Annotated in this window: 15 protein-coding genes, 1 tRNA gene and 1 pseudogene; 11 read left to right on the forward strand and 6 right to left on the reverse strand. The window is 58.4% G+C overall.

Annotated features, from left to right (window positions below; all coding sequences use genetic code 11):
* Positions 1 to 118 precede the first annotated feature (118 nt).
* Positions 119 to 1179, forward strand: a pseudogene (locus tag H8A95_RS31545) (phospholipase effector Tle1 domain-containing protein).
* 271 nt (positions 1180 to 1450) lie between these two features.
* On the opposite strand, the gene H8A95_RS31550 reads toward H8A95_RS31545, so the two are convergent.
* The gene (locus H8A95_RS31550) at positions 1451 to 5263 is read right to left on the reverse strand and encodes an nSTAND3 domain-containing NTPase (protein WP_338027996.1); all 3813 of its coding nucleotides are present in this window, start codon (positions 5261 to 5263) and stop codon (positions 1451 to 1453) included.
* 393 nt (positions 5264 to 5656) lie between these two features.
* Between H8A95_RS31550 and H8A95_RS31555 the strand changes: the two genes are divergently transcribed.
* The 3 genes from H8A95_RS31555 (at position 5657) to H8A95_RS31565 (ending at position 8625) form a co-directional block, all read left to right on the forward strand.
* A complete protein-coding gene (locus H8A95_RS31555) occupies positions 5657 to 6310 on the forward strand; it encodes an XRE family transcriptional regulator (RefSeq protein ID WP_420839480.1) in 654 nt (217 codons plus the stop codon).
* Complete coding sequence (locus H8A95_RS31560; RefSeq protein WP_229186735.1) at positions 6311 to 6919, forward strand: RES family NAD+ phosphorylase; 609 nt, start codon at positions 6311 to 6313, stop codon at positions 6917 to 6919.
* Between the two features lie 80 nt (positions 6920 to 6999).
* Complete coding sequence (locus tag H8A95_RS31565; RefSeq protein WP_229186736.1) at positions 7000 to 8625, forward strand: hypothetical protein; 1626 nt, start codon at positions 7000 to 7002, stop codon at positions 8623 to 8625.
* 196 nt (positions 8626 to 8821) lie between these two features.
* Here the strand turns inward: H8A95_RS31565 and H8A95_RS31570 are convergent, their stop codons facing one another.
* A complete protein-coding gene (locus tag H8A95_RS31570; protein WP_229186737.1) occupies positions 8822 to 9961 on the reverse strand; it encodes a tyrosine-type recombinase/integrase in 1140 nt (379 codons plus the stop codon).
* 162 nt (positions 9962 to 10123) lie between these two features.
* Positions 10124 to 10303: a hypothetical protein gene (locus H8A95_RS31575; protein WP_229186738.1), complete on the reverse strand. Its 180-nt coding sequence runs from the start codon at positions 10301 to 10303 to the stop codon at positions 10124 to 10126.
* 159 nt (positions 10304 to 10462) lie between these two features.
* Between H8A95_RS31575 and H8A95_RS31580 the strand changes: the two genes are divergently transcribed.
* Positions 10463 to 10536 (forward strand) — tRNA-Gly (locus H8A95_RS31580).
* On the opposite strand, the gene H8A95_RS31585 is transcribed toward H8A95_RS31580, so the two are convergent.
* Both H8A95_RS31585 and H8A95_RS44235 read right to left on the reverse strand, forming a co-directional pair.
* On the reverse strand, positions 10528 to 11028 hold the full coding sequence (locus H8A95_RS31585) for a helix-turn-helix domain-containing protein (RefSeq protein WP_229186739.1): 501 nt from the start codon (positions 11026 to 11028) through the stop codon (positions 10528 to 10530). The genes H8A95_RS31580 and H8A95_RS31585 overlap by 9 nt on opposite strands.
* A gap of 698 nt (positions 11029 to 11726) precedes the next feature.
* Positions 11727 to 13112 (reverse strand): HEPN domain-containing protein, encoded by a 1386-nt coding sequence (locus H8A95_RS44235; protein WP_229186740.1) that lies wholly within the window; start codon positions 13110 to 13112, stop codon positions 11727 to 11729.
* A 435-nt stretch (positions 13113 to 13547) separates the two neighbouring features.
* On the opposite strand from H8A95_RS44235, the gene H8A95_RS31595 reads away from it, so the two are divergent.
* Positions 13548 to 14099, forward strand: coding sequence for a ComF family protein (locus tag H8A95_RS31595; RefSeq protein WP_229186741.1), 552 nt, complete (start codon positions 13548 to 13550; stop codon positions 14097 to 14099).
* Here H8A95_RS31595 and H8A95_RS31600 read toward each other — a convergent pair.
* Complete coding sequence (locus tag H8A95_RS31600; RefSeq protein ID WP_229186742.1) at positions 14092 to 14841, reverse strand: DNA-processing protein DprA; 750 nt, start codon at positions 14839 to 14841, stop codon at positions 14092 to 14094. The genes H8A95_RS31595 and H8A95_RS31600 overlap by 8 nt on opposite strands.
* Positions 14842 to 15834: 993 nt before the next feature.
* On the opposite strand from H8A95_RS31600, the gene H8A95_RS43910 reads away from it, so the two are divergent.
* The 5 genes from H8A95_RS43910 to H8A95_RS31620 all read left to right on the forward strand — a co-directional run bounded on the left by H8A95_RS43910 (position 15835) and on the right by H8A95_RS31620 (position 20501).
* Complete coding sequence (locus tag H8A95_RS43910) at positions 15835 to 15969, forward strand: hypothetical protein (protein WP_274617675.1); 135 nt, start codon at positions 15835 to 15837, stop codon at positions 15967 to 15969.
* 113 nt (positions 15970 to 16082) lie between these two features.
* Positions 16083 to 17927 carry an amidophosphoribosyltransferase gene (locus tag H8A95_RS31605; protein WP_229186743.1) on the forward strand — a complete coding sequence of 615 codons (1845 nt, stop codon included), beginning with the start codon at positions 16083 to 16085 and terminating at the stop codon, positions 17925 to 17927.
* Between the two features lie 10 nt (positions 17928 to 17937).
* Positions 17938 to 18609 carry an HAD family hydrolase gene (locus H8A95_RS31610; RefSeq protein WP_229186744.1) on the forward strand — a complete coding sequence of 224 codons (672 nt, stop codon included), beginning with the start codon at positions 17938 to 17940 and terminating at the stop codon, positions 18607 to 18609.
* 1378 nt (positions 18610 to 19987) lie between these two features.
* A complete protein-coding gene (locus H8A95_RS31615; RefSeq protein WP_229186745.1) occupies positions 19988 to 20137 on the forward strand; it encodes a hypothetical protein in 150 nt (49 codons plus the stop codon).
* Between the two features lie 169 nt (positions 20138 to 20306).
* Positions 20307 to 20501, forward strand: coding sequence for a hypothetical protein (locus tag H8A95_RS31620; RefSeq protein ID WP_229186746.1), 195 nt, complete (start codon positions 20307 to 20309; stop codon positions 20499 to 20501).
* Positions 20502 to 21124 lie beyond the last annotated feature (623 nt).

Below are 21124 nucleotides of genomic sequence, written 5' to 3' on the forward strand. Positions count from 1 at the left end.
CTAGTGACCCGGCTCGGGGTGCGAAGGCAATCGGTGTCGCTACCGCCTTCACGGACGCCAGCAGCAACACCGTCCAGGATGCATTGATCGAGCCGATGGTCACGCCAGAGGGGCTGATATGGCCAAGAACATTCTGGTGTTCGCGGACGGTACGGGAAACGAGGGCGGTCTCCTGCCCGACGAAAGCCGCACCAACGTTTACAAGCTGTATCGGGCGACGCGAACCGGGCCCGATTCCATGATCGATCCCAAGCAGCAGTTGGCGCTCTATGTCCCCGGCATAGGGACCCCGGCACCGGGCCAGAGCAGTCGCTGGAGCCGTCTCAAGGAGACGGTCCAGCAAATGTTCGGGTTCGGCATTACGAAGAAGATTGTCGATTGCTATGTCGCTCTGGTCGGGGTCTGGGAGCCCGGCGAGCGCATCTATCTGTTCGGCTTCAGCCGCGGAGCCTATACTGCCCGGTGCCTGTCGCACGTGCTCGAGGTCTGCGGCATTCCCAGGAACGAGCCGAACGGCGATTCCATCAGCCTCGATCCGAAGTCGCTGCGGCGAGTCGCGAAAGAGGCAATCTCCTGTGTCTACTGGCTCGGCATGCCGCGGGACAGCGCGGAGATCGACAAGCGGGCAGGGCAATTCCGCATCTTCCACAAGTCGGACGTCGGACGCGCTGCGGGCGCGTCGGCCTATTTCATCGGAATCTGGGATGCGGTTGCCGCGATTGGGTGGCAAGTTTCTTCCCTGATTGGGCGTACGACCGGCACTTCGCGTCAGATGTCCAGTACGCGCGGCATCTGCAGTCGATCGACGAAGGGCGGAAAGACTTCAAGCGAGTGCCATGGGGCGGCAGTGGGACCGTGAAGTGGCCCGACAGGCAGGGCGAACCGGAGCAATTCGATCAGATCTGGTTCGCCGGCAACCATGCGGATGTCGGCGGTAGCTATCCCGAAAACGAATCCCGCTTGTCGGACATCACGCTTGCCTGGATGGTCGAATTCATCGCCGAGAAGATCCCCGAGGCAAGTCGAGTGTTGGTCGACAAGGGCATGCTGCGGCTGTACCCGTCTGCCGATGGCATGATGCACGACGAGTGCATGGTCGGGATGGGCGGAACCTCGTTGCACTGGTCGAAAGCGGTTCGCGACGTTCCGGACACGGCGCAACTTCACGAAACGGTCTAGGAGCGCCTCGCGATGAAGTCCGCGCGCACTAGACTAGCTTCGGTCCGTATCGTCCCGTCGCGTTACAGGGTCATCAGAAGGCGAAGAAGTTCTTTGAGGTGTCGGATAGTAACCCGGTGCCGTAGGCGACAGCTCGTTCGCTGCAATTGAGCTCTCCGGCGGCCGCGTCGACCGCGTGAACGGGTCGACACGGCGTTTCCGCAGGGGCATCATTACGTTCGGCTGCCGATCCGGAATGGTGGCAGATGACGCGCGAACAGCTTTCTTTGAGCTAAGGAGAAACCCAGCCGTTAGGCAGCGGTTCGTCGTCGCGCTCTTCGTCGTCGCGTTTTTTGCGCGCGTCAAAGATCTTCGCACGTTCTTGCTCCAGCAAGGAATCGAGCTCGGTATCCTCAAGTCCGAGTGTTTTGCATTCTCGGCCGATGCGATCGTATGTTCCGAACAGCCGAGGCGGGGCGGCTTTCAGGAGGCCTTTCATTGCCGAGATCGTGTCGTCCCTTAGGGAAGCCCAAGCCTCTTGGGGCAAGTCGCCGAGCCTGTCGAGAAGAAGAAGCGGCGTCAGATCGGCCTTGAACCGCTCCAACAGCTGCTCCGCCTGCTGTTCAGGCAACCATCTGCCAATCTCGTCGAGGTCATCCAGCATCACGGGCGCAAGCTGGTTGATACGGTCCAGCCAAGCGTCGCCGATCGTGCCCTCGACGCGGCCAAATAATGCGCCCCATGCCTTGCGCAAATAATTTCCATTCGATTCCAGTCTGTGACGAAGCAACATCCCGAAGAGTTTTTCGAGATATTCGGGCTCAACGCTTCGTACAATCGAAGCGATCCGCTTATCGTCTTGTTGATATATAATGTCCGCCAGCGCCGTGTCGAACTTGGCGTGCGCCGGCAGCAGAGCGATCTCTCGGGCGACAGCCTCCCAGACCGTCCCCCGTGTATGATGCGTTCCGAGCCACCAAAGTGGCTGTGGACGGCCGCAATAGACCGACACTGCCGCGTCGAGAAGGGAGGGGGGAGTGTTCCGGATTATGTCGGAGGCGTCGGCCGAAAGCGCCGAAGGGTTCCCAAGAATGAGGTCTTGTAGTTCGGGCGGCACAACGCGTCTTGTCAGCACGACCGCTTGCAACCAACACAGATCCGCGCGATCGCTGGTGAGAACATCAATTAGGCGGTCCCGTTCCGACTGATCAAGATTTGGCCATGCATCGATGAAGTCGCGAATGGTCCCCGCCATAGCGGTCGTTCCCGGCAGGGCGAGGAGACGCTTCACCAAGTCTTGGCGGAGACCAGCCCGCGTTTCCGTTACGTCCAACAGGATTTCCGAGACGGCCAGGGTATATTCGTCGGGCATGATGCCACGAGCGAGCTCGCGTTCGATCCAGGATGTCCAACTTGTTAGGATCGGAATAACCGCGTCGATCGCCAGTCTTTCACAGGCCTCCCCCATGGCCGCGTATAGCCGGGTTTCCGAGAAATTGGCGTCGGCGGGTAGGACCGCAAGCACAATCGGCATCAATTCGCCAAACACGGGCCATGGTGGGTTTTCGCCCGTGTATTCCACCCGATTGAAGACAACGAGGCGATCAAGCAGAAGCAGAGCCGCAAACGGATTGGCCGCGGCACGCCTGAGATGATCCAGAATGCTCGCCTGGCGGTCTGCCGAGAATTCGTTCCATCCCAGGCAGACGCCCTTAAACGCACCCAAAATGACGGCCGGATTCTCGTCCTCAAAAACACGGGAGAGCAGGGCAAGATCGTCGGAACGGTTTCGAAGCAACCAAAGTCTTGCCGCTTCGGCACGTAATACGGCTTCGTCGTAGCTGAGCAATCGACCCATTGCCCGGAGGGTAAGTTTTGCGGGCTTGCGCTTGAAATAGGCAAGCGTCTCGGCCGCTCTTTCCGGAGAGAGGTATGACGCGTCGTCACCTTCGAGCGCCTTCAGCTCGACCGAAACATCGGCCTGCTTCACCTGCCGCAAATAGCGCATGAACCGTTCGCTGCCATCGACGATACTTTCGCTTGGAAAGACAGCTTCGCCACCCCGCCAACGAATGCCATCCAAGCTCGTGCGCGCGATGGTGCGGACCCACCCGGGGAGATCGTCTCTCAGCTCTTCCGAGAGTTCGGTCAAATGGCGAACGAGAAAACCGAAACACAGGTCCCGCGTCGCCGGATAGATAGAGTGCAGACCGTCAACACAGATCGAGATCAGTTTCTGCTGCGCATCTTGTCTGCTGGTCATCGTTCGGAAGAGCCAGTCGAGATTTCGTGCGGCCGCGCGTGACGTGTGCGGAGCGAGGCAAAACAGCGCTCGTTCCGCGATCCGCACGACGCTGGCCGCAATGCGGGCGCTCGGCGCATCGAGGATCGATTCCGCGCAGGCACGGTAGTACGGATGCGTGAACGCGATCTGCGGGGACACCACGGCCACGATTCCGCGACGCTCGAGTTTCTCCAGATCGATTTCCGCTTCCCGCTCGAGGACGGGCTCCTGATCATAGGTCGGCGCGACCTCGGCCGGAGGAGTTCCGCCAAGCTGAAGTCCCGGAAACGCGGAGGCAACTTTCCCTGGGAGAGACGTCGAAGCATCGTCCAGCGCGAAGGCCAGTTCGCGGGCATCAATCGGCGTGCTGGGCGTCGACGCTACGGCAAGTGCGGCGAGAAGATCGGCCATGGAGGGCTGGGCCGCAAGGGCCTGGCCGAGGCTTCGTGCAGGCTCGCGGGCGAGACGAACAGCTTGGTCCAGCGACATGTCATCGGACAAGTCGTTGGATAGGGCCAAGTGCTGCAGACAGCCAGGTTCAAGTTCATTGTCCCCGCTGGCAAGCGCTGCGGCCATTCGAGCAAGCAGCGATGGCGGCGTGTTTGCGCGCGTTGCCATCTGAGTCCATAGGCTCTGCAAGAAGTCCGGGGAATACCTTCCGAGGTCCGTCCAGGCCTTTCCGGAGATGGCACACGCTCGAAGCTCGGTCCGGCCCAAGGTGTCAAAAATCGCATCCTGCGACTGCGCGACGATGAGTTTCTGCCGAGCAGATAGCCGCGATAGCAATTTAGCCAATCGCTCCAATACCCGACCCGCCTCCGGATCGAGATGGGCACCGCCTAGCGGATCGTCCAGAACGAAAAGACGTTGCGCGTTTCCCGGCTCCAGCAGGAAGCGGTTTGCTGTTTCCAGATCAGATCCCTGCTGGACGTCGTATCCGAGTTGCTCGAACTCGGCGGCGACCCACCTCGCCGTGTCCGACTTGCCACTACGGGGCGGCCCCGAGAGCAGAAGACAGTTCCTATCCGTCAGTGTCGCGATCAGTTCGGGTTCGACACCACGAGACACGTAATCTTGGGGTCGAAGCGAGGGCGGGGAGGCGTCCGCAAGGACCGTCCGCATCGCCGGAACGGCATCCGTCCCGTCGTTTTTTGCGTCCTTGATCCTCTTGTGCAGCCGGTTGACAATGTCGAAGATGCGATCTTGCGGAATGTGGAACTGCGTTTTGAGATGTCGTTCGCAGGCAATCTGAAGATCGCTATCCCCGATACGTTCGAAAACGACGATCCTGTCGAGCACCTGACGAACCGCATCAGAAGTGAGCCGCGAGACCAGCGCGTCCCGGTGCGCCTTTCTCCTGGTCATGAGGTCTGAGTCCGAGCTCGCGGGCAGCGATCCGAATTCCTGGAGGAACGCTGCGGCGGTCGCCGTCTTGATCCGACCGACCGGCGGAGCCGCTCCGTCCCAGTCGGGCAGCACAAAGGCGGAGGCTGCGTCGTCGCACCGTCCCGACATGACCAGAAGGGCGATCCTGTCGGGAGAGGCGAGAATCCGCTCGAAGAGACAGCCGCTCGCCTGGCGGTCCGGGCAGTGCGCCAGGCATTCGACGATTTTGGCCATTGTTACCGGCCCGCTTGCGCCCTTGACCTGCACCTCGACCACAAGGGGTGCGAGCGCCGATCGTGGCAGGGTCATCTCGGCATCCTCGTCGCCCTCGACAAGGAGGGTGAGGTCGGGATTTGCCTGAAAGCGAAGCATCAATTCGATGCAGACAAGATCCTGGAAATCGAACTTCTGGGGGGCGGTTATGGCAATCGACATCTGCTTCACGTCATCCGATCATCGAACGCTCGGAGCGCCTGGCGCGGGAGCCGTTGTAGGCGCAAGCAACTCGTGCGACGCGATATAGAGCAGGTCGGTTGCCATCTCCTGGTCGATCAAGAACACATCGATACTCCGGTCTAGCTGGCTCGACGGCCGGCGGTGCGGCCACGCCAGATAATCTAATCGAATTCTAAAAAAGAACGAAATAAGAACAGAATTTAACTTACTTTACAAGCTTGACGAACTTAACGGAAGTTCTCATTTTGTCTATGGTGTGAGCCGTCCAACCTGTGCAGGAGCTGAAATGCCATGGCGAAGGCGAAAAAATCAGTTCGAAAAACTCCCGCGTCGCGGAAGCGCGGCGCCAGGATGCTGCTGAGCATGTCGTTTATGCCCGGCTTGAAGGGACTGCGGCGTAGATCCGTCCCCGATATCGCGGTCAAGGCATCCGACAGTGCTGCAAAGGTGATGGCGATGAAACCGGAATGCGTCAGCGCGCTGATCCGGCATTATGGCGAAGCTATCGAAAAGAGCAGCAGAGAGGGACGCACGTTCAGCTTTCTCGTCAATGTCGGCCCGGGCGGTGACGCTGTCGCTGTGCCCGTGGAGCCAACGACTTCAAAAGAAATGGAGAATGACGGCGAACTCGACCGGGCGTTGGCCGCGGCTCGGGATCGGGGCCGTATAAGGGCGGCAGAAATCCTGTCCGGGAAGGACATGCGCAGTGCCGACGAACTGGCCAAGCTGCTGCATACGACACGCGTGACGATCAATGCAAAGCGACAAAACGGACAGCTGCTCGGCTTGGATGGCGCAAAACGCGGCTTCCGCTTTCCGGTCTGGCAACTCGATCGTGACGGAAAGCCCTATCCTGAACTGCCAGCTTTGCGAGAACGGCTCGGCGCTCCCTGGACCATCTTCCGCTTTCTCGTGCAGCCCCACGATGAACTCGACGGCCTGACGGGTCGGCAGGCCTTGGAGCGAGGGCAGGGAGATGCCTTGCTCGCGGCTGCGGAGAGCGTCGGCCGCGGAGATTTTCGTTAGGTGGCCGGCAAGCGGCCGCCGAGCCTGCCAAAATCGCGCCTAGAGCTCAGGACCGTCGCCGTCGGGGCGCGGTTTGGGCGCATCTATCTCGGGCGCTACCCCAATCCGCTCGGCTACGGAAAATCGCCCAGCCATTTCAGTGACCCTCGGCGCCGTGTCGACGCAAACCGCTTCGGCGTGTTGTATCTCGGCGATACGCTGAAGGTGTGCGTTCTCGAGGCCGTTTTGCGCGACCGGCGCGACGGTACCGACGGCTCGCTGCTCCTGGGGGAGGATGAGCTCCATCAGCGGAACTATGCCGAGATCGAGGTTGCTTCGGCCTTGACCATGGTCGACCTGCGCGACGATAGCGCTATCCGGATGGGTGTTCCGACCGATGTCGCCGGTGCCTCGGCACAAGCGCTGGCACGGAAATGGTCGCTTGCCTGGCACGAGCATCCCGAGCGGCCCGACGGAATCATCTATCCGTCCCGGCCGAATGGTCAAACTAACCTCGCGGTCTACCACCGGGCGGTGCCAAAGCTGCGGGCCGTCGGCGTCCGGCCGCTCATCCGCGCGACCGGGCTGGCGGCGGTGCTCGACGAACTGCTGGTGGAATTGGCGCCTTAGAGCGCGCGATGGAAGCTTGATATGCTACGGGAACGCCGATTCGCCGAGCCGCCGAATGTCCTACGAACACGGATTGGGTTATGCGATTTCGTAATCTCGAAAAGTACCAGCGGGGCAAATCGGGTAGCACCATGCAACTCGGAATTCCCTTGCCGCAAACTCCGGATGGCCGGGTGTATCGATACTCACCCAACGAAAACGCGCACCCACGCCATTTCGTCATGGGCAATCGGGTCGAGGGCTTCGTTTTGCCGGAGGCGATGACGCCCCGCATGTCGCATGCACCGGGCATTTCCGAAACGGTTTGCCCCTATAGCGGCGTTGTGGCCTCCGATAACGACTTCACACATCCCGATGACCTCGCCGCCGCGAAGAAGATCGTGCAGCATGCGGCGCACGCCGACATGCAGGAAGCGATCCATGGGATGTTCGAAGATCTCGGGCGAAAGTTTTCGGGAAGCAAATCCATCACGATCAAGGCGGGCCCGCGGCCGGTACACAAACCGGTGCCCCGCTTCATACGCAGCGATCTCCTACGTGAACTGGTCTGCGACGAGTGTGCGCGTGACTACGGTGTTTTCGCAATTTCGTTGTTCTGTCCCGATTGCGGCGCCCCGAACATCCATCTTCATTTTGCCCGCGAGGCGACGCTGGTGCGGGACCAGGTCAAGCTCGCCGACAGTTTCGGTCAGGATCAGAGCGAGTTGGCGTATCGGCTGCTGGGAAACGCCCATGAAGACGTGCTGACCGCCTTCGAAGCGACGCTCAAGACGGTCTACCTATACAAGGTGGCGGCGCGTCCGGCCGGCTCTCCAGACGTAAAGGCCGTCGGCAACGCGTTTCAGAATATTGGCCGCGGGCAACAACGCTTCGCGGAGTTCGGTTTCGATCCCTATGCCGTGCTCTCGCCGGACGCGCTTGCGGTTCTGACACTGAATATCCAGAAGCGCCACGTCATCGGGCACAACCTTGGCGTTGCGGATGCAGCTTTCGCCGAGCACGCCGCTGATGCCCGGCTCGGCGAGACCGTGCCGCTCGTCGGCGACGACATCCTGCAATTCGCCGAAATTGGTCAGATGGTCGTCAACGGTCTGGACGCCTGGCTGGCCAATGGCTCGCCGCCGCCGGGCGAAAATTCGACAACCAAAGCCATCGTCGCGCCGCCTGCAAGGGAGCCTGCTGCAGTGAAAATTGGCGAGCTGGGACCGCTCGCGGTCAAGATCGGCTTGTGGATTGCCAAGGAATCGACCCACGGCTACAGCGATTTCATCCCGGAGGACGAGTTGATTGCCGCGTTTCCGGACGCCTCGCTCGATGAGCTGGCGTTCGCCGTCGCCGAACTGTCGACGGATGACTTTATCAATACAACCTCATTCGTCGCCAAACGGTTGCCGCGCATGACCAGCAATGCCAGTCTCTACATCACGTTCGATCCCTACGCCTTGGGGGCCGATCCTGCCGTCGACGTCGTGACCCTCGTCGATGCGGTTCTTGCCAAGAAGGAAACTGTCGGCGTTGAGGAACTGCACAAGGAAACGGGCTGGCCGCTCCGGCGCTTCAATCCGGCTTTCGCCTATCTTATTTCGCAGATTGAGGAGCGCCGCGTCCTGAAGGGCGGCACGAACGAATATCCGGCCCGGGGCTTCTATCTCAACGATCAGGACCGGGTGGAACTGCATCGTTTCGCGTCGCGCATGCGGTCTTAAACGGGTGCCGGGCAGATCGACCGAAGGGCCAATGCGCCGCTTAGGCGTGCGATGGCGGACAAAAAATACCGGCTGAAAAGACGCGGACGCACGCGGAACTCTCGCGCATCTTTGTTTTACGTGGGTCTTCCCGGTCACGCGGCAGCGCGGCGATGCAGGACCGTCTGAAGCCGTCTCTGTTCTCGGCTGTAGGCACTTAGGAGAGCCGTGTTACCCACAGAGCCATGCCATCAGCCTTCAATCGAATGCGTTGCGAGTTGTTGTAGTGCTGCTCCGTGACCGGAGCGAGCCTCTCGCGCTCCTCCCGGCTGGAGTCCGAGTTGGGTTGCTTGTGGCCAAGTATCGCGCTGGCAGCGCCGCCCAGTCTGCGGTCCTCCAGGTACGTCGTGATCGTTCTGCGGCAGTCGTGCGGGGTCCAGGGGCGAATTCCAAATCGCTCGAACAGGTTCGGCCTGACCTTCAGCGGGCGCGGTTTGGGTCCAGGCTTACCCTTGCGTTGAGCCTTCTGCCTCACAGTGTGGTCATAGACACGGCCTTGGAGCCGATAGATTAGCTGGTTGAGTGCCGATTTGCTCACGTGTTGGTCGGCCCTGCGTGCCGGAAACATCCACGGAGAATCGCCGCCGGCCTCTTTGTGGTATTGGTTCAGGATCCGGAGCGCTTCTGGTGGAAGCGGAAGTGAGTGGGGCCGGCCGCCGTCACGACCTCCTTTCATTTCCTCTGTGGTCCAATTGGCGATCTTCCATGCCTTAAGCTTGCGGTACGCCTTGTCTGCGCGGAATAGCCGGTCCGTCCTGAGCTGCATCAAGGCGCCGGTTCGTTGGCCGGTCAGAGCCACAGCCCAAAGCGCGCCGAGCGTTCCCGGATATGTCTCGTGCTCGCCGTCGGCCAAATGTCTGAAGCGTTCTGCAACAACCAGAGTGCGAGCGATCTCTTCGATGGTGGGAGTACGGGTCCTCTTCTTGGCCTTGTATTCGTACGACCATCGGTCCCACCACTTGTATAACAACTTGTCCAACCCGGAGGCAGTCGCCTTATTTTTCCAGGCCCACGTCAACATTTCCTTGGATTGGCGAAGCGCACGATTCACGGTGGATGGGGCGTGGTTGATATGGATTGCGTCTCGGACCTTTTCCAGATCGCTGAGTTCGATGTCGCGCACCATCTTGTTGTTGATCGGTCCGAATTCCTCGAGCCTCAGGTAGCGCTCGTACGCCTTGGGATAACTGGCCTTCAGATCAGGCTGCTTGCGCTTCGGGAATTCGTCGGTCAGTTGCTTCCATGTCCAGTACGGAGGCGCAGGTATCGCCTTCGCCTTGTCCCGGCAAGCGAGCATGTGGTCCAGTTTTGCTTCGGCGTCGCCGTCCCGGAACGTGCTGCCGTCGCTCGGACGAGGGACGTATTCCAGCAGAACGTGAGCCAGCTCGTTCAGGTCGCGGTTGCGCTTGGCGGCGAGCGCGATCTGCTCCGCGACGTATCGGGCGTCTTCCAGCGAGAGCTAGCGAATATCCCTGAGGCGAAGCGTCTTCTCCTTTCTGCGGATGTACCAGATCGGCTTGTGCGGAGTGATGCGGATCGTGAGACCCTTGGCCTTGTCGTCTCCCAGCTCAACGACGGTGCGAGCCAGCCGCTCGTCTTCGCTCATTGCGACCGCATCGTAGAGATGGTCTTCGGTCAACCGGAGCGACTCGCGCAAGAACTTCGGGGGCGGCGTCGGGAGGGCCAACCTTGTACAACGTTCATACAAAACAGCCATAAAAATCACCCCGCGTTCTTGGCGCGTTCCCAAGTGCTATTATTGCAGTATATTCAGTATTATCAAAAACTTATTAATCTCGCGGCTGATGCTGTGGAGGCAGCAAGATTCGTCCTTCCAAGCTGAATACGAGGGGTCGATTCCCTTCAGCCGCTCATCAGTGACTTGCGGCACGACGCCGACTCCATTCGGACGATCGTCCTGCTGCTCATTCGGACAAATGTCTGTCTTTCGTTCGCGCCGCGCGCCTCTTCTTGGTGCCGGTCGCGGTCTGTCGTGTTGGTTGAATCTGTCGTTGGTAGATCGGTAGTTAGTAGGGGCGGATTAGCCATTGACGGCTTTCCCGCCGCGGCTTTTCCGCTCTCCGGAGGTGGTGGCTGCTCAGCCACGCGCTGCGCGTCTCGAATGATCTCGCGCGCTTCATCGTCAGCGATCGGCTTTGGAGCGTTCGGGACGGCAAAGACGGTGTACCCCGCGGCCTTCCACTTCTGCGTCACGGGATCGCGCGAAATCGTCTTCTTGATGTGGCCGGCCTCGATCAGCTCGTTGAGAATGCGCGAGATGCGTTCCCGGCCGCAGTTACCGCGCTTGGCCAGCTCTGTCGGCATCACGCGCCAGTCGGATGGCATGCCGCGATAGCAGAGCATGTGCCCAGCGCCTCAAGCTCAAGCGCCTCTCGCGCAGGCATTCGTTGCGGGTGAAGTTCGTCGTGAATTGGTGGCTTGCGATCGTCACTTGTTGCTCCTTCAACGTGTTGAAGGGGAACGACAACCACACCTCTTGATAAAGCGCGTCGCATGTGGCATCACGAGTCTCGCTTGAAGAGACTGCGCAAGGGATCGTCCCCTAATGTTTCAAACGGCCGAGTTCACAGCTCGACCGTTTTCTTTTTGTCGCGATGTCTTGTTACGCTCAAGCCCCCGACGAACGCATGCTGCATCGCGTTGCTTGTTCCGCGTGAGAGTTGGTTACCCCATCGCGGAGAAATCATCCTGCTACGCGCCAATAGAGCAGGTGTCGCAGAAGTGCCCGTTTTGCGCGGGTTTTTGCAATTCCCGCGTTAAGCGCTCCGCCCGTGTGTTTGGTTGCTACGCGTGAGAAAGATCACCCGTTTTATTTTTGGTGCGCGAACATGCGGATGCGCAAAGCGAGTTGTTACCGCGTTGCCACCGCAACGATGACGCGATACACCATGCAAGCCAGCCGATCGTGTTCCTTCGATCCGCTGGTTCGGTGATGGGGTGGTGTGTTGCTACTCGCGCTTTCTTCGCTCCGGCTCCAAAAGATCGGCCCGCGCCACCTGTCGCGGGCCGGTTTTCGTTTCAGGCGCGTGATATGCCCGGTTTCAGGCGGGAGCACCGTTGGAAGCGGCGTCACGCTTCTCCGCAAATGAGATCAGAACGTCGAACCCGTCGGCCATTTGTCTGTTCGTCAGTTCACGGTCAAAGAGCCCGTGCGACTCAAACAAGCCTAATCCGCAACAGATCACCTGTTCGACCCGTTCCAGGCAGACCGGAGCGAAGGCTCTGACTTCCGGATCGAAAGGCGATAGAGAACCATGGGCGAGGCGAGACCGCATCACGTAGGCTTCAGCCAACTCACTTTCCAGTTCGTCAAATGACTTGGTGTCCGCTGGGTCATACCGGATCGCCGCACTGCGCTGGCTAACAGTTTTTTTGATGTCTTCGTGCTCGGAGGTTAGCACCAGCCGTTCGAGTGCCGTTACCGCCTTGATGATTTGTGCGGCAGGGGACTCTTCGCGAACGGCATCGCCGAACCATGCAGCTGAGTCCAACAAGCGTGATCCCAGCGTCCGCTTGATCGCTGGGTTGACAACCGTTTCAAGTACTTTGTCGGCGGCGCGAAGTAGTACCGCAATATTCTCGCCTTCGAGAAATTTGCGCCAATCGTCCTCGAAACCCACCGCCGAGGTAGCGGCGCTGGAGCATGAGATATACAGGCTTTGTTTGGGATCGAGCAACATATGCGCCCGGCGGTCCGTTGCGAGGCGCGGGCCGCCGATATCCATTCGGCGCGTGTGATACGCCCCGAACAGAATATGCACGATGTTGACCGCCCCGGTCACCGCCATCCGGGCACGATCGAACGAGGTGCCGTCGTCGCAATTCTGTATGTTGACCTCACCGACCCAGGTGAATCCGTCGTAGTAATGCATCGCGCTGGCAAGCAGTCGTTCGTCCGACTTCTTTTTCCAATCCCCACCACCACGCTGTAGGTAGTTTGTGTAGTGCGGAGCCATCAGTTCGTTGAAGCGTTCGAGTGTGTGGAACGTAACTGGCCCGATAGCGAAGCTTGGAGGCTCCTTGCTGTGCATTAGTCGACAGGGGAAATAATGCGTTCGGTTCATCCGGGCTTTTTTGGCTTCTTTGACTGCCGACGAGAGAGCCCGTTCCGCCTGCTGTTCATCAATCGGGCGGCGCTCGGTCAGAAAGCGCTGGACGAGGATCTTGCCGAGCGCCTTGTGCACCGGCGCGATTTCGATGGTGCCCACGGCATCGCTGTATTTCACCGCCTGTTCGGCCAGCCGCCAAACCCGTTGGTCGGCCGCGCGCCCGCATATTAGCGGTCCCTTGCCATCCGGGTGAGGTAGATCGCCCCACATGTCCTGTTTCGGTAGGTCCTGCAAACTGGCCGGATCATCTTTGACCGCAGCCGAGACCGCGTTTTGAATCCGCACGCATTCGGTGAACACAAACTCGATATCGGTCACCCATCCCGCATTTCGATTCGTTGGCATGAGGCAATTAGATACGAAAACATGTTCTTGGGACAATCTTGCAGGGCGGGGGCATCCCGTCGCTGCTCGGCTCCTGCGGTAACTGGCTCTTCCTGTTAGCGACGCATAGCCGAGCGACGGCTTGTGCTAATTGGTCGGTTCCGAAAGGTTGCGGCGCCATAGCCTCGACGTCGCTCCTGGCACCGTACCGAACCCTTCTGACAACCCTCAAGACAGATTCCGTAGAATCACGGGGCCATCTGACCAGCTTGTCCGCGGGGATTCGCGACCCCTACAACTCTCGGCTATAAAATATTAAGCAGATGATTCGCAGAAGTCACAGCCCTGTGCAGTCGCGTTTGCCGACTGACCGCCTTCTGACGACATCGCCCGCCCCATTGCAAGGCCGCCGAGTTCGAGTAGGCAACCATGAAACGTTGGTTTCTTAGCGACTTTAAGGAGTTCGGAGACGACGAGATTTCTGCCTTTGGCGAATACATGCCATGGGGCAGGCATAAGGCCATGGGTGGAGACGGGTCGAACTATCCCACCTACAGCGGGAAGATCCTCGATCTGAAGGACAAGAAGGACCGCGGCATCGTCTATTTCTTCAATCTGATCGAGCCGATCATTCGGAAGGACGTCGCGCTGGTAACGGTGCCTTCTCACGATCCGCAGAAGGCCATCAACGGCATCCGCGAGCTCGCTCAGCGCATCTGTATCGACGATCCTCGAATTGACGCCACAGAAGTCCTTATCAGGCAAAAGCCGGTCGCGAAGCTTGCGAATGGTGGCAGTCGCGACAAGGACAATCATCTGAAAAGCATCATCGTCAAATCGCCCAACCTCATCCGAGGACGCCGCGTGTTGCTGCTCGATGATGTTGTTAGCACCGGTGGCTCCATGCGGGCATGCAGGGAATTGTTGCTCTCTGCTGGCGCAAGGGCCGTTCACTGCGCTGCGCTTGGAAAGACTACCTAGCGCCTATTCGGGCAAGCACGTCCTCTGCGGTCTTGAGCGGCGCCATTTTTTTATAGCCTTGAAAACGCTCCGGCCATTTCAGGGAGCCGTCATCAAGAACTGACTGTGCAATAAATAGCCATCTATCGAGCTTCACACATTCGCTAGCCTGGTGGAGCGTGCCGCTGGTGTCCGACGCCTCTATGATGACGGTAGCGTCGGAGATCGCTGCCATCACCCGATTGCGTACCGGAAAATTCGACTTAAATATCCTCGAGCCGTTCCGGAACGGTGAGACGAGCAGATGATGAGCATAGATCTGCTGCTGCAGCTGTGAATTTTCAGCGGGATAGGCTTTGTCAAGCGGCGTTCCGATGACCGCGACAGCATGGCCCCCATTGTCTAACGTGCTTGTCAGCGCTGCGGTGTCGACACCCTTTGCAAGTCCGCTAACCACCGACACACCAGCTGCCGAAAGGGCACGCGCAAGCTGATAGGCACGCTTCCGGCCGTTCTCGCTTACATCTCTCGTTCCAACGATTGAAACGGCCGGCGCCTCCAACAGATCAAGGTGGCCCGAATAAAATATCCTGGCCTGATCGCTGTCATCGGAACGAAGCATTTCGTATTGCTTCTCATCCAGCGCGGCGCGGCCGATCCGCAGAAGAAGATCGGGCAACAGATATTGATGCTGGTCGTCCGGAGGCAAATACCGCCCCCGGGTCCGCGCGGTTCGTTTTGCAGTCATGGCGCCCGCTAGCATCGCACAATTTCCCCGAAGTTGCTGAGAACAAAGATAGAACATACGGGTACCACGAAGTTCTCTCCGATGTCCAAATTAAGACTATCTATTTGATAATAAGTATATAATTTTGAGATGTCCCCACTGTCCTCGTTATATAATCCTCGAATCGGCCAATTGGCTCCATCGCAGGCACCGGCTCGGAATGCCTCGTCGCACCTCGTGCGTCAAACCGCCGTCCTCGCCAAATGCAACCTCAATCGAGCGCTCGCGTCCCTGCGGACACACCGGAATTGCCGTTGTGGTTCAATGGTGGCTTTAAGGGTGTTTTGTCCGAATGAACGTTGACGAGATTCAGCCGCCGAAACCCTTCCAAGCTGAATACGAGGGGTCGATTCCCTTCACCCGCTCCAATGAGTTTTTCTCCTTCGAAAACAGTTGTTTGGCGACTTAGCGGAAGTTTCGGCGTCTTTTTCAATTTCGTACAACGCTCATACAACAAAGCCCGAACCCTGCGCTTGCGTTAGCGAGTCCTTACTCGACGAATGGCCGGCGTTGGCATTCGAATTCTTGGAATTGTCCGCGGGCGTTCCCGCCCGAACGCTCGCCAAATTGGCTGCGCTCGTGTCGCGCCGGTGGCTTCGTCAGCGTGAGCGACAGAGCGAAATCTATCGAGCTCGCTGTCGAGCTCCGACGAGTCGTGCTTGGCTGGACGAGCCTATCCAGCTGGTCTCAAAACTGGGATGACTCGCCTTCCGAAAACGTTGGTAGCTATGTCCCAGCCCAGGGGAAGAGCAAGGGCGGAAGCCGTACTGCGAACTACATCGTCTTATCTCTTCACAGTCGGGCCGAAATCGCCGGGCGATCACCGAGGCTCCCATAGATCATCGGCTTGCCTCGATGAAACACAAGCTCTTGGACGAAAACGCTTAATCCGAAGGCGGAGCCATAGATCGGGATGGCTCTTCCATCGGTATCAAGCTTGAGGATTGAGAGCCGGCCGACGCCCTCGGCATGATCGGCTCGGGCAATGTTTTTGCCGACCTTGGATTTGCGGATCCGGAGACTGAACCCACGAAGGCGAACGTCCTTATCGAGATCGACGAGGCGATCAAGAAGAGCTGGTTATGGAAAGGACGCGCACATTGATCTCGCCGATCGGTTGGCGGATGGGCGGATGTGGCCGGCACTGAGCTGCGCGTTCATGACGACCTTCTGAAGCATGCATCTGGGCGAATCAGTGATGCCTTGTTGATCGTCACATGCGCTGCCGCACGAGTGTTGGCTTTGTTATTTTTCATACGGGCTCGTCGTGCTTCAGACGGATTGTCGCGAAAACGTCAGCTCATTTGTCCGGCCGCAGAGATTGTGAGAGCGGAAATCTCGACACCTGTGGGTTTGATGGTTCGCTCAAATTGCTGAGCGCTGGGCGCTGGTACGAAGCTTGCTTAAGGGCAGGTCCATCTCTTATCGGATCGGCGGACTACATCCGCCTTGTGACGGGCTCGGGACAGGGACGCTACAAGAAGGTTACCAGCATGTCAGGTATCGCTGCCGCTTTTCTATTGCCTTGGAGCAGTTCCCATCAGACCGTTTATGATCGGCTCAAGCACATGCTTCCGAAGCTCTCACTTCGCGGACAGGCAGGAGTCGGCATCGCCGCCTTCATGCACGACAAAGGCGTTCGATATAAAACCGCGTCTCGGCCACACGAACTGCGTGCGATCGACAAGGATGAGCAGGATCTGGAGTTCACTCCCCATGTTGCAATCGCTCATGTTCGCGGTCGAGTTTGCACAGAGGGTGAGAGCGACGATCAACCAACTCCCAATCGCAGGGCCACCTCCCGTCAACTGACAATTTCGTTGGACGGAGCGTTGGTAAATGCTCGAGAGATTAGGGCAGAACTGGTTGCCCAAGGTCGCACCTTCGCGGGTCGGACGGATGCAGAACTCTTGCTCAAGCTAGTTGGACACATTTGTGAAAGGGATTACTGGCGGCAAGGGCTGCGGGTCAAGTATGAGAACGTCTTTCGTGAGATTGATGAGCGCATTGATGGTGCCATCAGCGCCCTTTTGCTCGACACTGAAGGAAATCTGGTTGCGTTCCGCAATAGATATGGTCTGCGTCCTTTGGAGTTCATGCAGACGGACGATGGATTCTTGCTCTTTGCGTCGGAAAATTGCGCCTTTACCGGGCTTCGGGGCAAGTCAGATCAAATCGTCCCGGGCTACATCAAATATGTGGACGGCAAAAATGGACATTGCCTCGATCGTTCTGTCAGCGATTCTCAACGCGCCGCCAAGCTTTGCGCCTACGAAACTCTTTACCTCGGAAGTCCGGATACGTCGATCCAGGGGCGATCTCACCTCGAAACTCGGTACAGTATCGGTTTCTCCTTGGGGGATCTGATTGCGCATCGGCTTCCCGCAGAGCCGGCCGCTCCAATCATCGTCTCGTCCATGCCTCATACCGGAGGCCCCTACGCTGACGGCTTATTTTCATCTCTCGTAGCAAGTGGGGTTAATGCCGAACGACGTGAAGTCATCGAGACTCAAAACTCTGAACGAACTCTCATCGGCCCAAGCAGTGAGCGCAAGCGTCGCATTGCTCACAAATACCGTCTGGCTTCAACTGACGTTGACAAGCGCACGATACTCATTGCCGATGAGGCACTCATTCGTGGCGATACCAGTCGGACCGTGACGAATATGCTTCTTGCTGCGGGTCTCAAAGCTGTCCATTGGGGAATCGGCTCTCCGCCTGTCGTGGCTCCAAATTACTACGGCGTGAATATCGAAAGCATCGATGAACTGGCCTTCTGGCAGATATGGAAAGGGCTGCCCGCTCAACAGCGGAAGCAAAGCCTACTGTTTAAAGCGATCGAACCGTATGTTCTTAAAACGATCGAAGGAAAGATTGCGGCCTCGATCAACGCGGCAACTGTGACTTACTTGCCCCTGCCGCGTCTCACATCGTTGCTGCCGTCGGGGAGCGAGGGAGTCGATTTGTCGCCATTCACATTCGAGATGCCAACTCCTGCAGGGCAAACGCGCGCAAATAGAGACCTGTATAACCTAGTGGCTGATCGCCATAACGCTGCCTGAGGCCCAAATCATGAAGCCGGCGCTTGTTTTTGATTGGAATGGCACGTTGCTTGACGATGCTAATGCGCTACTGCAAACGACGAACATTATCTTGGAGCGCTTCGGACGCCCGACGATCGATCTGGACACCTTTCGGGATCATTGCGATGTCCCACTCTCTATTCTTTTCCGAAATGTCGGAATGTCAGAAGCGGAAGTCGCAGCCGTAGATTACGATGGAGGCGCAATCTTCCATGACACGTACGAGCCACTAGCCGACAAAGCGGATTTACGCGTGGGCGCGCGCACGATGCTGGAATTGGTGCGCCAAGAAGCGACTTCGTCCATCATCGTGAGCAACCATATAGTCGCGCCCCTTGTTGCTCAATTGCGAAGGCTCGGAATCGACCGCTACTTCAATGACGTCCTGGCCTTTGAAAGCCGCGCCACGCAGTATAAAACGATGAGCAAAGGGGAGCGACTTCGGCGATATATGGAGCAAAATGATATAAATCCCGAGTCAACCTTCATCATCGGGGACATGCCAGTAGAAACCAACATTGCGCGAAGCCTTGGACTGATAAGCATATCCATCACCGGCGGGTTTGTTTCCGAAGCGCGCTTGCGGGCTGCGAAGCCGGACCACATCATCCACAACTATCATGAGCTGTTACCAATCGTTCAAGCGCACGGCTTTTTCTAAATGGACTGATGCCATGTGCGAAGTCGAGATGTCGCACTTAAGCCGGCGGCGAGAAGGAGTAGGCCTTGTCGGAGTGAGGCGCATGGGGACTGGCATTGGTGTCAGCCTCTTGCGTCACCAGAGTGAAGCTTACCAGGATCGTTCTGGGGCGGACCGTTCGAACATGATTCCATCGCTGAGTTGGGGTTGCCCGTAAAGGCCTGTCCTGTTGCCCTTGCCGCCGGCAGATTAATTTAGGCAGGTCGATGTGTTCAATAGCCGCCGTGGACGCTGCCGAGAACGTCTGATCCGCGACGAACTTGCTTGCTTCACAGTCGGCCAATACGCTTGGTTGAACTCCGCATGGTCTGGGACGCCGCGACGAAAATGGGCGTCCAGTATGGCGCAATTGTCCCCGTTCCTCTTGTTGACGAACGTCGTCAACAATGGTCCTCGAACTTCTTGGAGGACGAATTATCAGGGCCCCGGATGGGGAGCCTATGATGGAGTTTTTGATCGCGCCGATGCGTTTGGATGGCTATGGCGCCCCGGACCGGCCATCGTCCGTCGCGAAAATCTTATTCAGCGTCGCGTCATCAGCATCAAAGCAGCATCTCGCAGCCGCGCCTGGCTACGCTATGATAGCCGAAGGAATGATTCGGCGGCCCAGCCTGGCCTTGACCCCAAGTCCGGCCGCCGTAGCGCCCCATCCGAAAGGGTGGGGCGCTCTCCTTTGCATATGCCCTTGCTGGCCCCAGGGAGCAGCAGATGGCAGACGATGCGCGCCGCAACAGTAGCCCCGCCCTGATGCCAGCAAGCTTAGGAGGTGGTCCGACCGTCTTAAAATTGCGATGCGCGTCGCAGTCGGCAATATCGGGCAGATATGCGCGGATTTCCGGCTAGCTGGAATAATGATCGCCAACTGAATCGATTTCCGCCGTTCGGCGGCTGGCGAATTCGAAAATTTCACTTTGGCTTGATGCGAAAGCTCGCTGGACCGCATGGACTAATCGCTAGCTCGCGCTCGGATTTTGGTATTTCTTTTGCTCATCCAGTGGCCGCAATACTCATTGGCGGTGCCAAGTAGCCCGCACTAGCAGAGCAAACTCCGCCAATTCAATGTCGGTGAAGCAGATTTCTGCACCAACGCCCCGTGGTTTTAGAGGGCGCGATTTGTGAACCATTTCACAAACGCACGGCGGGATGACTGCTAGATCGTAATACGCTGGGGGATTTCAGGGGCCCAGTGACAGGGCGCCGCCGGGACACCATATTTCGAGCCCGACGGCGTAGTTTTTTTACGCGCATTGAAAATGGCCTTGGAAGGATGGTCCTTAGACTGACGACCGGACCTCTCAAATCCCTTGCGATCGTAGTTGCTGTTCCATAGGGGATCGGCTTGGCGGTTGAAGCCGCTGTGTTCGCGTTGTCCGACCGGGATGTTGGCGGCGCATTCGGTTCAGGTCTGGCCGGAATTGTTGCTGGCTTATTTGGTTTGGTCATCGCCATTGTGATCATCCGCAGGCGAATTGCGGATGTCGAGGATTGACTGGAGGGGGGCGTCTGGTCACGCGCGTGTCACAAAGCCTTGGCGGAAAAGTGCCAATCTCGCCAAGCTGGAATTTCAGGATCCAGACTGGAATGCGTGGCGGGTGCCGCCGAGCGAATATACTCCGCTCGGCGGCGTTCAGCATCAATTTCCAATTGGAGGGAAACGCATGTTCGACGCCGAAACGACTGCGCTGCTAAGGGCAGTGCTAGAGGAAGTTTGCGAGAATATTTCCGTCTTTGAAATCGGCGCCAGGACGCACGTTGCTTCCAAGATCCTCGAAGCCGCAGCGAACGGGCGACTCTCAATAGATGAATTGAAGGCAGCGGGTCACAACGCGCTGAACGCGCCTCCGAGACGCTGAGTTTCGTCCCGGTCGGCCATGCTGCGCGAGGGGCTGTTCAAGATGCCGCTAACCGGCACGCCCTTACAAGAACCGGCCCGCCTTCAAACGCGCGTCAAGGTGTGGACCCGGATATTGATCCGTCTGGTCGCTGCGAGAAAAGATTGAGCCTTGGCAGACAGTATGCGCTTGGAACGAAATGGAGCAGCGGGTATCGATTCAAAGCTCCCGGTCCTAAGCCCCGCAGCCCGCCGGGAGTAGCGGCCCTCGGCGCCATGAACCTCCGGCGCCGGGGGTCGTTGGTTGAGGAATCCAACAAATAGCGTCAGCCGTCTCTGCCAGAGGACCAAATTGGCGGACCGTTGCGACATGGCCCGATCGATTGGGCAGCTTGGCGTCAGCTGAATCCTGCGCCTAGACAGCGTCGATTGAAACGCGAAATAGCTGAGCGCATGGGCGCGTAAGATGGAGCTTTCATTCTGACATCAGCTCTCTATGTCAAACGCCATCCGGAACTGCCCCCTTTGCGTCATGAAGAACTGCCCCCACCCTCGGGTTCATGATGTCGGTTCAGGGTTGGCTCCGCCGCTGACGGGACGGAGGGAGGCGGAGCCGACCGGAGGGCCGTCAGCGGCGGGCGGCTT

Origin of the sequence: Bradyrhizobium oropedii (genome assembly GCF_020889685.1) — a bacterium.
In the GTDB taxonomy this organism is placed as follows: Bacteria; Pseudomonadota; Alphaproteobacteria; order Rhizobiales; family Xanthobacteraceae; genus Bradyrhizobium; species Bradyrhizobium oropedii.

Coding starts and splice junctions, on each gene's coding strand:
- H8A95_RS31550 (WP_338027996.1), bottom strand. CDS start 5,263: ATGTCGATTGCCATAACCGCCCCCCAGAAGTTCGATTTCCAGGATCTT.
- H8A95_RS31555 (WP_420839480.1), top strand. CDS start 5,657: ATGCCCGGCTTGAAGGGACTGCGGCGTAGATCCGTCCCCGATATCGCG.
- H8A95_RS31565 (WP_229186736.1), top strand. CDS start 7,000: ATGCGATTTCGTAATCTCGAAAAGTACCAGCGGGGCAAATCGGGTAGC.
- H8A95_RS31570 (WP_229186737.1), bottom strand. CDS start 9,961: ATGCTCGCTTGCCGGGACAAGGCGAAGGCGATACCTGCGCCTCCGTAC.
- H8A95_RS31585 (WP_229186739.1), bottom strand. CDS start 11,028: ATGCTCTGCTATCGCGGCATGCCATCCGACTGGCGCGTGATGCCGACA.
- H8A95_RS31595 (WP_229186741.1), top strand. CDS start 13,548: ATGAAACGTTGGTTTCTTAGCGACTTTAAGGAGTTCGGAGACGACGAG.
- H8A95_RS31600 (WP_229186742.1), bottom strand. CDS start 14,841: ATGCTAGCGGGCGCCATGACTGCAAAACGAACCGCGCGGACCCGGGGG.
- H8A95_RS43910 (WP_274617675.1), top strand. CDS start 15,835: ATGATCGGCTCGGGCAATGTTTTTGCCGACCTTGGATTTGCGGATCCG.
- H8A95_RS31605 (WP_229186743.1), top strand. CDS start 16,083: ATGCGCTGCCGCACGAGTGTTGGCTTTGTTATTTTTCATACGGGCTCG.
- H8A95_RS31610 (WP_229186744.1), top strand. CDS start 17,938: ATGAAGCCGGCGCTTGTTTTTGATTGGAATGGCACGTTGCTTGACGAT.
- H8A95_RS31620 (WP_229186746.1), top strand. CDS start 20,307: ATGTTCGACGCCGAAACGACTGCGCTGCTAAGGGCAGTGCTAGAGGAA.